Annotated in this window: 12 protein-coding genes and 2 pseudogenes; 8 read left to right on the plus strand and 6 right to left on the minus strand. The window is 35.4% G+C overall.

The features are described from left to right. The first annotated feature begins 190 nt into the window (after positions 1-190). Genes NMD99_RS06960 through NMD99_RS06985 form a run of 6 tightly spaced genes read left to right on the plus strand, consistent with a single transcriptional unit; the run spans position 191 to position 4,764 of the window. On the plus strand, positions 191-916 hold the full coding sequence (locus NMD99_RS06960; RefSeq protein ID WP_253309466.1) for a F0F1 ATP synthase subunit A: 726 nt from the start codon (positions 191-193) through the stop codon (positions 914-916). A 59-nt stretch (positions 917-975) separates the two neighbouring features. Further along, positions 976-1,203: a F0F1 ATP synthase subunit C gene (locus NMD99_RS06965; protein WP_250294934.1), complete on the plus strand. Its 228-nt coding sequence runs from the start codon at positions 976-978 to the stop codon at positions 1,201-1,203. A 3-nt stretch (positions 1,204-1,206) separates the two neighbouring features. Beyond that, the gene (locus NMD99_RS06970) at positions 1,207-1,686 is read left to right on the plus strand and encodes a F0F1 ATP synthase subunit B family protein (RefSeq protein ID WP_264688424.1); all 480 of its coding nucleotides are present in this window, start codon (positions 1,207-1,209) and stop codon (positions 1,684-1,686) included. 8 nt (positions 1,687-1,694) lie between these two features. Further along, on the plus strand, positions 1,695-2,171 hold the full coding sequence (locus tag NMD99_RS06975) for a F0F1 ATP synthase subunit B family protein (protein WP_064125097.1): 477 nt from the start codon (positions 1,695-1,697) through the stop codon (positions 2,169-2,171). A 14-nt stretch (positions 2,172-2,185) separates the two neighbouring features. Next, a complete protein-coding gene (locus NMD99_RS06980; protein WP_309166964.1) occupies positions 2,186-3,784 on the plus strand; it encodes a glycosyltransferase family 2 protein in 1,599 nt (532 codons plus the stop codon). Further along, entirely contained in the window at positions 3,766-4,764 is a 999-nt protein-coding gene (locus NMD99_RS06985; RefSeq protein WP_253309463.1) for a COX15/CtaA family protein, read from the plus strand. Before NMD99_RS06980 ends, NMD99_RS06985 begins: the two co-directional genes overlap by 19 nt. Here NMD99_RS06985 and NMD99_RS06990 read toward each other — a convergent pair. Both NMD99_RS06990 and NMD99_RS06995 read right to left on the minus strand, forming a co-directional pair. Beyond that, positions 4,747-6,824: pseudogene (locus tag NMD99_RS06990) on the minus strand (acetyl-CoA carboxylase biotin carboxylase subunit). The gene NMD99_RS06985 and the pseudogene NMD99_RS06990 sit on opposite strands and share 18 nt — an antisense overlap. A 72-nt stretch (positions 6,825-6,896) precedes the next feature. Then, positions 6,897-7,649, minus strand: a complete 753-nt coding sequence (locus NMD99_RS06995) for an ankyrin repeat domain-containing protein (RefSeq protein ID WP_309166018.1) — start codon at positions 7,647-7,649, stop codon at positions 6,897-6,899. Between the two features lie 149 nt (positions 7,650-7,798). On the opposite strand from NMD99_RS06995, the pseudogene gltX reads away from it, so the two are divergent. Next, positions 7,799-9,228 (plus strand): annotated as a pseudogene (gene gltX, locus NMD99_RS07000) (glutamate--tRNA ligase). Positions 9,229-9,813: 585 nt separating this feature from the next. Continuing rightward, the gene (locus NMD99_RS07005) at positions 9,814-9,939 is read left to right on the plus strand and encodes a hypothetical protein (RefSeq protein WP_309166019.1); all 126 of its coding nucleotides are present in this window, start codon (positions 9,814-9,816) and stop codon (positions 9,937-9,939) included. Positions 9,940-10,463: 524 nt separating this feature from the next. On the opposite strand, the gene purH is transcribed toward NMD99_RS07005, so the two are convergent. The 4 genes from purH to rpmI form a co-directional block, all read right to left on the minus strand. Continuing rightward, complete coding sequence (purH, locus tag NMD99_RS07010; RefSeq protein ID WP_309166020.1) at positions 10,464-11,975, minus strand: bifunctional phosphoribosylaminoimidazolecarboxamide formyltransferase/IMP cyclohydrolase; 1,512 nt, start codon at positions 11,973-11,975, stop codon at positions 10,464-10,466. 80 nt (positions 11,976-12,055) lie between these two features. Beyond that, on the minus strand, positions 12,056-12,955 hold the full coding sequence (fmt, locus tag NMD99_RS07015) for a methionyl-tRNA formyltransferase (protein WP_309166022.1): 900 nt from the start codon (positions 12,953-12,955) through the stop codon (positions 12,056-12,058). Positions 12,956-12,974: 19 nt separating this feature from the next. Next, a complete protein-coding gene (rplT, locus tag NMD99_RS07020; RefSeq protein WP_064125369.1) occupies positions 12,975-13,340 on the minus strand; it encodes a 50S ribosomal protein L20 in 366 nt (121 codons plus the stop codon). Positions 13,341-13,360: 20 nt separating this feature from the next. Then, the gene (gene rpmI / locus NMD99_RS07025) at positions 13,361-13,567 is read right to left on the minus strand and encodes a 50S ribosomal protein L35 (protein WP_253309456.1); all 207 of its coding nucleotides are present in this window, start codon (positions 13,565-13,567) and stop codon (positions 13,361-13,363) included. Between the last annotated feature and the right edge of the window lie 6 nt (positions 13,568-13,573).

Below are 13,573 nucleotides of genomic sequence, written 5' to 3' on the forward strand. Positions count from 1 at the left end.
ATGTTAAGTCAAGATATTGAATTATTTAATAAGATTAGTAAGTTTTAAAATACAGAGCTGACTGTAATTAACACTCTAATTACATATTTTGTTAATGTATCAATGTTATAATGATACAGGGCTTTATCTTAATTCTTGACTTTGTCCTATAAAATTCATACTTTATTTACTGTTTATAGTTCAGATTAAAATGGCATTAAATCCACTGGAACAGTTTAAAGTATATACAATAATAGAGTTACCTAGGTTATTTGGGTATGACGTAAGCTTTACCAATTCATCTCTTTTCATGATGATTTCGGTGATATTGGTGATACTCTTTTTGCTTTTTGGAATAAAGAAGGGGTCAGTAATACCAGGATATTTGCAAGCTGCAGTTGAATATGTATATGATTTTGTTGTTTCAATAATAGAAAGTAACACTGGAAGCAAAGGCTTGCAGCACATTCCATTGATATTTACAGTGTTTATTTTCATTTTATCATGTAATTTGGTTGGTGTTCTTCCTTATAGTTTCACGGTCACAAGTCATGTGATAGTCACCTTCGCTTTATCGATGGTGGTTTTTATTTATATAACGATTGTTGGATTTAAAGAAAGGGGAGTAGAATTTTTACGCATATTGCTACCAAAAGGAACTCCTTCGTGGCTTGCACCTATAATAATTATTATTAAGTTGTTTGCTTATTTAGTAAGGCCGATTAGCCTATCAATAAGGCTTGCAGCAAATATGATTGCGGGTCATACAATTATCAAAGTGATAGCAGGGTTTATTGTAAATATGAACATATTTCTCACTCCTGCGCCGTTTTTGTTCATAATTGCATTGATAGGGTTTGAAGTATTTGTTGCAGTTTTACAAGCTTATATATTTACTATATTAACATGTGTATATTTGTCAGATGCAGTAAAGTAATTGACTTCCTTGCAGAATATTTTACAATTATATTATAAAGAAATGTTTAAAGGTAATATATGGATTTAGTAGCTTTAAAATTTATAGCAATTGGTTTAGTTGCGTTTGGAATGCTCGGTGCTGGTTTAGGTATAGCTAATATCTTTTCTGCTATGCTGAATGGGATTGCGAGGAATCCTGAATCGGAAGGTAAAATGAAAACTTACGTTTATATTGGTGCTGCTATGGTTGAAATAATGGGATTGCTTGCGTTTTTACTTGCAGTATTATTAATATTTGTTGCTTAACACATGCCACAGCTTGATGTTTCAAACTTCTTTTCTCAAGTTTTTTGGTTTTTAATTTTTTTCTCTTCACTTTTTTTCGTAGTAAGTTGTTTATTTTTACCAAAGTTAGATGAAATAATAAGCACTAGAAGTAAAAAAGTATTGGATTCTTTTAATAGTTCTGTTCATCTTTTAAGACTCACGGAAGAGCAGATTGCCAAGTATAATGCCGCTTTAAACCAAGCTAGAATACAGGCAAAAAGGATCATAGATGATGCACTTGCTCAGGTAGAAGAAATGAGAGCTAATGTTAAGAATATATTAGAAGAGGAAGACAAAAAAATGAGCAAGCTTATTGAAGAAAAAGTGGCAGAATTTAAATCTGAATATACTGATCAGTTAAAACAAATGGCTACTAGTATTGCTTTAATTTATTATACTAAATTGACCAATTCTGAAATTGAAGAGGAGTTTGTTGCTGACTTGGTGTCCAAAGAATTTTAGGGGTTTTTATGTCTACATCACTGATTATCGGTCTTGCCTTCTTGGTAAGTTTTGTCCTTTCGTATAAATTGCTAAAGAAAGTGATAAAAAATGCGCTTAACAATAAGCGTAACAAAAGCAAATTTTCAAGTGAAGAAACTGAAAAATTCAGGAAAGATATGTTGGAGTATTACAAAAAATCTTCTGAAAAATACAAAGAATTAGATGCAGAAGTTAATAAAATGATGAATGAAGCACTTGATAAAGCTAATAGTATCATTAAGCACAATAGACAGCAGCTAGATCAGACATTAGATGACAATGCCCATTCTAACTTGAAGAAAGTCACTGACCAAGTTGAAAAAGCTCTTGGAGACTTACAGGCTAACACAGCGAATATAGCTGCTGATGCTGTAAAAAAAATAATGCATGAACGTAAAGATGATAAGCGTAGTAGCGAGGTCATATCTTCATTTTCACGTGACTTAAATAAAAAATTGCATTAGGTTTAATGCAACAATTGCCTATACTTCAAGCTGATAATGTAGAAAAAATTAAGTTTGATTCTAGTTTATGCAAAGAGCAAGAGAAACTTTTTTACTATAAATTTAATATAATTCCTTGGCAAAAATTAAATGATACTACTTTTTTTATGGTTGAAGACACAAGCCGAGATATCAACCGTTGGGTCGAAGCTCATTACGGTATTGACTATGTATTAATAAAAGTGGATAGCGAACAGATTTTAAATCTTCTTAACTCGCACTTTGGTATTTCAGAATTTGCAAGCAACTACTTATATTACAAGAATGCTAATTTTTCAGCTAAAAGCATTAAACTAAGCTCAATATTTTTTGCTTCTTTCTTTATTGTAACTTCAATTTTAACACTAACAGAGAAATATACATATTTTGCTTTGATGTTGATATTTATAATCGGATGTTCTAGTTATTTATTCAAGTTTATAGCTACAATTTTTAACTTATGTGAAACCTCCAACCAAAAAGTGGATTATAGTAAGCTGAATGAAGAAGATTTTCCTATATATACTATTTTATTGCCTGCTTTTAAAGAAAGTGCAGTGATAGAGCAATTGATCGAAAGCATTGAAAGTTTGGATTATCCAAAATCGAAATTAGATGTGAAGCTTCAGGTAGAAAGTGATGACCAGGAAACGCTAGCAGCTATAGAAAAGTACACTTTACCACAGTATTTTGAAGTAATAAAAGTGCCTCATTCTTTGCCTAGAACAAAAGCCAAGTCATGCAATTATGCTATGAGCTTTGCTAGAGGAAAGTATGCAGTAATATATGATGCGGATGATAAACCAGACCCATTGCAGTTAAAAAAAGCACTGATTGAATTTAATAAGGGCGACGATAAGCTTGCCTGTGTACAGGCAAGGTTGAATTACTATAATTATGATCATAATTTTCTGACAAAATCCTTTTCTCTGGAGTATATGAACTGGTTTCAATACTTATTGCCTGGATTCCAAAAAATGAACATGCCAATGCCTTTGGGTGGTAGCAGTAATCATTTTTCAGTAAAAATTCTAAAAAAATTGTTTTTCTGGGATGCTTATAGTGTTACCGAAGATGCTGACCTTGGTTTGAGACTTGCGCAAATGGGATATAAAACCAGGATGATTGACTCAGAAACATTGGAAGAGTCACCAATTGCTGTATTTGCTTGGATTAAGCAAAGAGCGCGCTGGATCAAAGGCTATATGCAAACTTATATTGTTCATTTAAAAAATATAAAGTCACTTTATAAACACACTGGATTTAAGGGAATTTTGCTATTGAATCTTTTTGTTGGCTCTGCAGCTTTTATATTTTTTACTACTCCATTTTTACTGCTTTCATTGATATTAACTAAAGTTTTAAATGAATTATTTTTGTACTACTTTGTAGTGGTATACGTTACTAACCTGATTCTTTTGGTAATAGCTGTCAAACAGCAAAAGATGCCTTTTTATTTTTATATAGTATCGATATTTTTTCCGGTCTATAGTCTGCTACATAGTGTTGCAGCTTTTCTTGCCTTATGGGAATTTATTCTTTACCCTGAGCGATGGAACAAAACTCAGCATGGTTTATGGAATCAAAACCTGTAGCTATTTGGCTTTTTCTCTGCTGTATTATGGTAATTCTCATGGTGGGGATTGGTGGATTTACCAGACTTTCAAAAGCAGGATTGTCAATCACGGAGTGGAAACCCATCACTGGAACATTGCCACCACTGAGTGGACAAGATTGGCTACAAGAAAAATTAAAATATGAAACTACACCTGAGTATAAAGCATTCAACTATGGTATGAGTATGGAGGAATTTCAGGCTATATACTTAATAGAATATGTACACAGATTGGTTGCAAGACTAACAGGTTTAGTTTTTGTCCTGCCATTTATATATTTTACATTAAGAAGAAAAATATCTAAAAAGGTAGTAATAAGGCTATTTGTGGCATTATTATTTGGAGCTTTACAAGCTTTTGCTGGTTGGTATATGGTTAAAAGTGGTTTAGTAACTGAACCTCATGTTAGCCACTATAGGCTTGCACTTCACTTATTATTAGCATTAATTGTCTTTGCATTATTGTCATATCAATTTTTTGATTACCAAATCAGGCCAAAGCAAACTAAACTTAAGATTAGTAGTGACACTATATACTACACAGGGATGATTTTGGCCCTAATTGTAATACAAATAATTTTCGGTGCGTTTGTTGCGGGATTAAATGCTGGTTTGATTTACAATACCTTTCCACTAATGGACGGACAAATCGTTCCAGAAGATTTATTTTTCTTACACCCTATATGGCTGAATATCTTTGAGAACAGAGCAACAGTGCAATTTATACATCGAGCACTGGCATTGCTAATACTAGCTTTGGTAGTAATACTCACAGTAAAAAATGCTAGCGTAAAACCGGTATATATTATGCTGCTCTCCGTTATCATTCAGATCATTTTGGGTGTAATTACTCTATTATTGCACATACCAATAGCCATTGCCATAGCTCATCAAGTGTTTTCATTTATCTTGTTTGGGTCAAGTTTATACTTCTTGTGTTATTTAAGAAAGCAGAGCTAATACTACATCACCAATCTGCACATTTTTTCCTTCTTGAACGAGAATATTTTTTATCACCATTGCTGCTTCAGCACATATGATATTTTCCATTTTCATTGCCTCCACCACAAATAAAGGTTGTCCTATTTCCACCTGATCTCCTATATTTACGTGCAACTTAACTAATAAGCCAGATATTGGGGATTTTACAGCATCTGCTGAAATCCCTTCTGTTTCATTATTTAGCATTAACCTAATTAATTCAGCTACATGAGGCTTAAATATACAACACTCAGCTTTCATGCCTGCATGTCTTATGAAGTATTTGCTGCCTTGTTTTTCTACTTTAAATGTTATATCAGCATCATCATTAATTGTAATATATAGTAACTTATGACTTGATTTCCACTTGCCTACTACAGAGTATGTATTGTGGTTATATACTGTTGTTAATATATTATCTTGATATCTTGCACTTACGGAGTACTCATTGTCATTTATATTCACTATGAATAAATCTCTTGCACGGTCACCTGCCATCCGAGTAGCTGATACTGGTGCCCCTTCTTTTTACTAGATTCCAGTGTCACGCACTGGAATGACACCTGAGGTGTTTCATTCACTGCTTTATGATGGTACCTTTCTTCATTTTCCAAATGAACATATAACGCAGTGAAAATAAATATTTTAATATACTCCTCTGTAACAAAATCGCCGTGAAACCCACTAGGGTAATGGTCTGGAATGAATCTCGTATGGAGCTTTGCTGCAATAAAATTTGGGTGATGGAAGATGGATTCTAGAAATTCTATATTATTTGTTACTCCTTCTATATAGCATTCAGACAATGCTTTTTGCATTCTACTGATCGCTTCTACTCTATCTTTTCCATATGTTATAACTTTTGCAATCATTGAGTCATAGAACGTGCTAATTTCTGAACCTGCAGCAACTCCATCATCTATTCTTACATAATCATTTTCATCCGGTTTATCGTAATATTTTATTCTTCCGCTGGAAGGGAAAAATTTCTTCGATGGGTCTTCAGCGCAAATTCTACTTTCTATTGCAGAACCAGTAAGTTTAATATCATCCTGATTGAATCTCAATTTCTCTCCACAGGAAGTTCTAATCATTTCTTCTACTATGTCTATTCCAGTTATAAATTCTGTTACTGGATGCTCAACTTGCAATCTCGTATTTACCTCAAGAAAATAGAAGTTTTGGTCTTTATCTACAACAAACTCAACAGTGCCTGCTGAAAAATAGCCAACTTGCTTTGCCAGAGAAACACATTGGACATACATTTTTTGTCTTACTTCTTCACTAATGAATGGACTTGGCGTTTCTTCCATTATTTTCTGGTTATTCCTTTGTATCGAGCATTCTCTTTCTCCAAGACACACTATATTGCCATATTTATCTGCTATGATTTGTATTTCAATATGTCTTGGTAGTTCTATATATTTCTCTATAAAGATACTGCCATCCTTAAAACTTTTCTCTGCTTCATTTGTTGCTGATGTGAACGCTAGTTCAATTTCTTTTTTGGAATTTACAATTCGCATTCCTTTGCCACCACCGCCTGATGCAGCTTTAAGCATAACCGGAAAGCCAATTTCTTCAGCAACGATGGCTGCATGAGCGACATCTTTAATCTTGCCCATATATCCTGGTACTACATTTACTCTAGCCTTTCTTGCCTCTTCTTTTGCCGTTATTTTATTGGCTGTAACTTCTATTGTTTCTGCACTGGGACCGATGAAGTCTATATTATGTTTTTGAAGAGCACGTGGAAAATCTGGATTTTCCGCTAAAAACCCATAACCAGGATGAACTGCCTGTGCACCTGTTTCAACTGCTACCTCGCATATTTTTTCGATGTTTAAGTAACTGAGGCAAGATGGCGAAGGGCCAATATACCTCGACTCATCTGCTTGCCTTACATGCACAGAATTTATATCCGCATCCGAATATACGCATACACAAGATATATCCATCTTATGGGCAGTTCTGATAATCCTGCAAGCAATCTCTCCTCTGTTTGCTATTAAAATCTTACTGTACTTCTTTTCCGTCATCGTATCAGTATACTTTCTTAAGTTAAGAAAGTAAATTTCTATATCATTGCCTGCAAGTAATTTCTAGCTTCATCAAACACCCAAACCTTCTCCTGCAAGTTGTACATTAGTTTCCACTAAAGTGCTTTCGTTATGCAAGGCATGTATCTCGTTACATGCCTTAACTGACAGGTATGTGACTCCGCCAGAAGCTATTGCAACCATCGAGCTTAGTGCAAAAGTCTGAGAAGATAGATACAGAAAATATAAAGATAAACACAAGGCAGCAATACACGCTATAGCCCCTACTATATATAAACACAGGTGAAACTTCTGATTACATATAAAGCTGTCTTTTATGTCTGCGATTTGCTTAATTTCTTTCTGTTGTGCAGCATCTAAGTAATAAAGAGGAGTTTCCCTTTTCTTATTAAAAGCATGGTCTTTACTGCAGAGCGCATCTTTAATATATTTTTTATTACATTTGAGTTCCTCTTTCAATCTGCTTACTTCTTTCCGATCTCCAGCTTCTTCTGCTTTTGTAATTTTGTTATCAGCTTCCGTCTCTAAGTAATGCACAATCTCTTTTACTGCAGGCAGCAAAATCCCACTCCTTGCTGCTTCATGAAATGGATTATTTCCATATTCATTATGCGCAGTTACAGAAGCAATGTTCTTCCTGCAAATGTCTACAAATTTATCTTTTTTTGGTATTCTTGCAGCTAGATGCAAGAGATTATCTACCCGTACTATTTGTTTTGTTTTATCAAAAGGGCCGGTGTAACGCCAACCGACAGTAGCTTCATTATCTGAAAGCAATTTTGCTATATCTACAAGTCCATCCATAACTCACCTCGCTATATTCAACCAATAATAAATTATACAACATAACTTATGAAAAACAAGTAAATCTTATCTCTCAGAATAAATAAATTCCACATTGTTGCAAGCATAAATTTTAGCTATCATCATTTACATTACTGTAATAGACAAATATGCCAGACGTAGTCACTAGATTCGCTCCATCACCAACAGGGTTTTTGCACATTGGAGGGGCTCGTACTGCTTTATTTAATTGGCTCTACGCGAGGCACCATGGTGGCAGGTTTTTGCTAAGGATTGAGGACACCGACAGAAAACGTTTAACACAAGAAGCAATTGATGCAATTATAGAAGGGCTAAAATGGCTCGGTGTGAGTTATGATGGAGAAATAGTATATCAGTCAAAAAGAATAGAGCGGCATAAAGAAGTAGCAAACCTTTTAGTTGAGAAGGGTAGGGCGTATCACTGTTACTGCCCTGAAGATGAAGTTGCAGAAAAGAAAATAAAAGCAAGAGAAGAGGGCAAGATATACAAGCATAAATGTACTACAAAACCTCCTTCTTGTCATCCCAGTGCTCGACACTGGGATCCAGAAAAAATATGTGGTCACGCGCTGGAATGACATCGGGTGTGAGGTCAGTTATCCGTTTCAAAGTGCCAGACTCGCAAGAGATCGTCGTTGATGATAAAATATACGGCCAAATCAAAGTAAATAGCGACCAGCTTGATGATATAGTGATCTTACGCTCTGATAACACTCCAACATATATTTTCGCCGTGGTAGTTGACGATCATGATGCTGGAATAACTGATATAATACGCGGTTCTGACCATCTCACTAATACTTTTAAGCAATTGCTAATATACCAGGCTCTTGATTTTGATGTTCCACGTTTTGCACACGTACCGCTTATCCATGGGGAAGATGGGAATAAGCTATCCAAAAGGCATGGTGCCACAAGCGTTTGCGATTATGAAAAGATGGGAATATTGCCAAAAGCGATGCGTAATTACTTGCTGAGACTTGGCTGGAGTCACGGCAACGATGAGATTATTAGCGATGAGCAAGCAATAGAGTGGTTTAATTTAGAAAGTATTGGTCGTTCACCTGCACGGCTCGATTTCAAAAAACTGGAGCATTTGAATAACCACTATATTAGTAATATGAGCAATGAAGATATTCTGACTCTAATGCTTAGAGAAAATACTCTAACTGACAAAAAAAAGGGCTATTTACTGCAGGGACTGACAGAGCTGAAAAAAAGAGCAAACTACCTGACCGAATTATTGGATTTAGCAAAATTTTATATTCAAGATCCGCCACTTGATTTAAGTGAAGAAGCTTGTCAAATTGTCAAATCTAACCTCAATATAATTAAGTTACTCGCATCATTTCTGTCAAAGATCGGTGATGAAAATTGGAATAAGGGTTTTTTATCTTCTCAGATCAAGGAATGTGCAAAATCACATGATATGAAAATAAGCAGTGTATACCACTCATTACGTGCCCCTATAACTGGAGTAATGGATGCACCTGGAATCATCGATATCATGGTGATTCTTGGTAAAGACGAGTGTATAAGAAGGTTACAAGCAATTTAAATGAAATAAGAAAATTTCTTGACAAACTCCGCCAGCCCCCTTATTATGCTTACTATTACCCACAAATATAAATGTTTGTTGCATAGCTCTTAATGGCATAACTTTTGCTTGAAATAACTGTTTATATGGTGCAATTTACAGCTTTTAGTTGCTAAAATTATAACTCTTAGTTTAATAATTTTAATCCAATAAGCTTTCAGGTTAATAAAATTAAATTATTTGAGTAAATACAATACTATGTTTTTATTTGTGGGTAATAGTAAGCTTATTATGACAATAAGGGTATTTATGACTCAAAACTTGTTTTTGACCTGCAGGCTCAATGACAAAATTCAGTAAAAAACTCAGGGTATTTATTGGCGGATTACATAAAATTATAGCGGCTGCATGTCTTTTTTATTTTTTCTACATTCAGCCAAATCGCGCTTATTTTAAGCGTTAGCACATTATTACAGCGCCACTTACAGTAATATAGAGTCAAAACTCGCACCACGGGGCTTCTTTTGCCTTTTTTTCGTTTGGTAAATTTCTTAACGTTTGTAGCTAAACGACAACCGTCATCCCGCTACGTGTTAGCGGGATCTCTTGTTAGCGGATGAGATACCGCGAATGAATCGCGGTATGACGGTTCGCGGTGGAATGACGATAACTTCGTCATTCCGCTATGTGTTAGCGGCTAAGAGATACCGCGGCAGTATGATGGTTAAGTAGGGTGTCATCCCAGTGTCAAGCACTGGGATGACAAAAGGGGCTACTCGGATGACAAAAAGGAGCACTGGGATGACAGCTAGCCTGACAACCGTCATCCCGCTGCTTGTTAGCGGGATCTAGAGATACCGTGGCGGGATGACGAGGGTGCCGCCGCGAACTTGTCATTCCAGCGCGTGACGCTGGAATCTAGTCTTTATTATGCAGCCACTTATTTAAAGTTAAGTTTCCTGGATCCAAGTAGTCAAGCTACTCGGATGACACCTTGACGATTTGAAGAATCGTCATCCCGCTACTTGTTAGCGGGATCTATGTGAGATACCGTGAATAAATCACGGTATGACGTAGAAGCTATACTTTTATACTCACCAGCTCAGTGTCCAATCTGGATCCAAGTAGTCAGGGCACTGGGATGACAGGGGAAGGAGGCTACTTGAATGACATCCTACCTTGTGGACTCAAATCACAACGTTCGTACAGTTATGGTGGTATGATATGGAAAAATCTCTAGCCATAAGACACAAAGCCTAATGGAAAAAACTGCGAACGCCAGTGAAAAACATAGCAATTTTATTTTCATTTGCAGCTTTTATCACATCTTGATCTTTCAGCGAGCCACCAGACTGAATTATAGCTGTAATTCCATGTTTTGCACTTTCTACTATGCTATCTGGGAATGGAAAAAATGCATCTGAAGCAAGCACTGCACCTTTACATTTTTCACCTGCTTTTTTTACTGCAATGTTCACACTATCTATTCTGCTTGTTTGCCCTGCACCGATGCCAATAGCACAACCATCTTTTGCTATAACTATTGCGTTGGATTTCACATGTTTACATATTTTCCAGGCAAAAATAAGATCTTCCTTTTCTTTTTCTGTTGTAGTACATTCTGTTACTTGTTCTGCTTTTATTGTGTGGTCATTATTTTCTTGCACCAAAAACCCACCAACAACATTTTTAGTTTGGTATTTCACATTTTGTTGGAAAGATTTATGAATAATCACTCTTAAATTTTTCTTTCTTTGCAAAATTTTTAGTGCTTCATTGCTGACTGAAGGTGCTATCACTACTTCCAAAAATATCTCGTTTAATTTTTCTGCTAGCTTTAAATCTATCTCCCGATTTAAAGCTACTATACCACCAAAACTGCTTACTTCATCACACGATAGGGCCTTTTCATATGCCTCCAAAGCATTATCACTAACAGCAGTGCCACATGGGTTATTGTGCTTTATTATCACTGCTGCAGGCTCTTTAAACTCAGAAATTATGTTAAGTGCGGACTCTATATCTACTATATTATTATAACTCAACTCTTTCCCATGTATTTTTTCTAGCGGATATTTGGTAAATTGATTACTATAAAATGCAGCTTTTTGATGGGGATTTTCACCATACCTGAGTTCTTGTACTTTATGTCCATATAGTGCAAAAAACTCTGGCAACTCATTATTTTTACTCTGGGATAAAAACCAACTGTGAATATTAGAATCATAGTGTGCAGTGAGAGCAAATGCTTTGGTTGCTAAATGTTTTCTATATTCCAATGTTGTTTCATTGTTATTTTTTATCATCTCAGCTTTTAGTGCTTCATAGTCTTGAATGCTAGAAATAACTGAAGTAAAACAAAAGTTTTTTGCTGCAGCTCTAATTAACGCCACTCCGCCGATATCAATTTGTTCTATAATTTGATCTTCATTTGAGCCGCTACTTACTGTCTCCCAAAATGGGTATAGGTTAGTTATAAGCAGGTCTATTGGCTCAACACCTAGATTTTGCATTTCCGTTTTGTGCTTTTCTCTATTGCAAAGTATTCCTCCATGAATTTTAGGGTGTAAAGTTTTTACTCTACCACCCAGTATCTCTGGAAATTGTGTGTAATCTGAGACCTCTTGTGTTTTTATTCCGGCATCAGATAGTGCTTTATAAGTATTTCCCGTTGAGAGAATTTCTATTTGTTGCTGCATTAAAAACGATGCAAGATCAATTATATTCGTTTTGTCGTATACTGATATTAAAGCTCTTTTTATTTTCATTTTTGTACGGAAAGTTTTTTAAGATTATATCTAAGAAAAGGAAATTTAGCTATTACATTTCTACACTAATTTAAAGCAGTCTATTCTATAAATTTTTTTACCATGCTTGATTTCAAGCCACGAATAAAATCTTCAATACTGTAAGGATTTCTCCCTTCCATTTGTACAACTTTAGGAATTAAAGTGCCACCTTTTAAACTTATGTGCATATTATCGTTAACAATCTTACCTTGTTCTGAAGCGAGAGCTTCAAAGTCAGCATCAAGTATCCTGATACGTTTATTCTCTATCTTGATGAACGCTTTTGGGTAAAACGCTTTAACCTTTCTATAAGCAACCTCACAAGCATCACTTGCATAAATTTTATAGTCTTCCACTTTGTCAGCGTAACATGCATCATTATCGTTCTGTTTTAAGGGAACCTGTTTTTCAATTTCGTTTAGCACTTTCAGCAGTAAATCACTGCCTAATTCAGACAATTTATCATGCAATGTCTTGTAGTTATCGTTCTTTTCGATAAGAAATTTTTCCTGTTTTAAAATAGGGCCGGAATCTAATCCTTCATCCAATTGCATAATGCTAACCCCGGTTTCTTGATCTCCTGCTAAAATTGTGTGCTGTATCGGAGCTGCACCACGCCACCTTGGTAGTAATGAAGGATGAATATTAATACAACCATATTTAGGAATATTCAAAATTTTTCTTGGAAGTATCAATCCATACGCAGCAACAACTGCAACGTCTGGTTTGAAATTTCTAAATTTTTCTTGCTCTGCCAAAAACTTTAGAGAGATAGGAGTACATACCTCTATGTTACTTTCTTCAGCGATAACATGTACTGGAGATTTCGTTGGCTTCTGTCCACGTCCTGAAGGTTTTGGAGCCTTGGTGTATACTGCTACTATTTCATTCTGTGATTTCAATAGTAAGTTTAGCGTACTAACAGCGAATTCCGGTGACCCCATGAAAATAATTCTCACGCTTTCAAGTGTTTTTGCTTTAAGAATTCTCCGCTAATTTACCACTTACAGCTTCTACTAATTTGGCAAAATCATCCTTATAATTAACGGCCATCTCAGCAAGAATTTTTCTATTTAAATCAATGCCGGCAAGTGTAAGACCATGCATAAACCTACCATAAGTAAGCCCATGCTCTCTTGCTGCTGCATTAATACGTATTATCCATAAGCTACGGAAATCACGTTTACGGGTTCTTCTGTCTCTGTAAGCATATTGCAATGCTTTTTCAACTCTTTGTAATGCAATTCTATAACAGCTTTTTGCACGTCCTCTATAACCCTTTGCCAGTTTCAATATTTTTTTATGACGAGCGTGAGTAGTGACTCCACGTTTTACCCGAGCCATTTTATTTTACCTCCATTTTGTTAAATATCATAAGGCATATAAAGCTTAACTATACGCGAGTCAGATTTACCAAGAATCGTTGTACCGCGCTGATTACGAATATTAGATTTACTTCTCTTTACCATGCCATGCCTTTTGCCTGACTGAGTAGAAATGACTTTACCCTTAGCTGTAAGGTGAAAGCGCTTTTTAACAGAAGATTTGGTTTTTAATTTTATTCTCTTCATATTCCA

It is taken from the genome of Wolbachia endosymbiont of Listronotus oregonensis (assembly GCF_031205055.1).
Classification (GTDB): domain Bacteria; phylum Pseudomonadota; class Alphaproteobacteria; order Rickettsiales; family Anaplasmataceae; genus Wolbachia.

Bases quoted from the DNA above. Each gene is read 5' to 3' on its own strand.
- rplT (WP_064125369.1), bottom strand. From the start codon at position 13,340: ATGGCTCGGGTAAAACGTGGAGTCACTACTCACGCTCGTCATAAAAAA.
- NMD99_RS06960 (WP_253309466.1), top strand. From the start codon at position 191: ATGGCATTAAATCCACTGGAACAGTTTAAAGTATATACAATAATAGAG.
- NMD99_RS06965 (WP_250294934.1), top strand. From the start codon at position 976: ATGGATTTAGTAGCTTTAAAATTTATAGCAATTGGTTTAGTTGCGTTT.
- NMD99_RS06970 (WP_264688424.1), top strand. From the start codon at position 1,207: ATGCCACAGCTTGATGTTTCAAACTTCTTTTCTCAAGTTTTTTGGTTT.
- NMD99_RS06975 (WP_064125097.1), top strand. From the start codon at position 1,695: ATGTCTACATCACTGATTATCGGTCTTGCCTTCTTGGTAAGTTTTGTC.
- NMD99_RS06985 (WP_253309463.1), top strand. From the start codon at position 3,766: ATGGAATCAAAACCTGTAGCTATTTGGCTTTTTCTCTGCTGTATTATG.
- rpmI (WP_253309456.1), bottom strand. From the start codon at position 13,567: ATGAAGAGAATAAAATTAAAAACCAAATCTTCTGTTAAAAAGCGCTTT.
- NMD99_RS06995 (WP_309166018.1), bottom strand. From the start codon at position 7,649: ATGGATGGACTTGTAGATATAGCAAAATTGCTTTCAGATAATGAAGCT.
- purH (WP_309166020.1), bottom strand. From the start codon at position 11,975: ATGAAAATAAAAAGAGCTTTAATATCAGTATACGACAAAACGAATATA.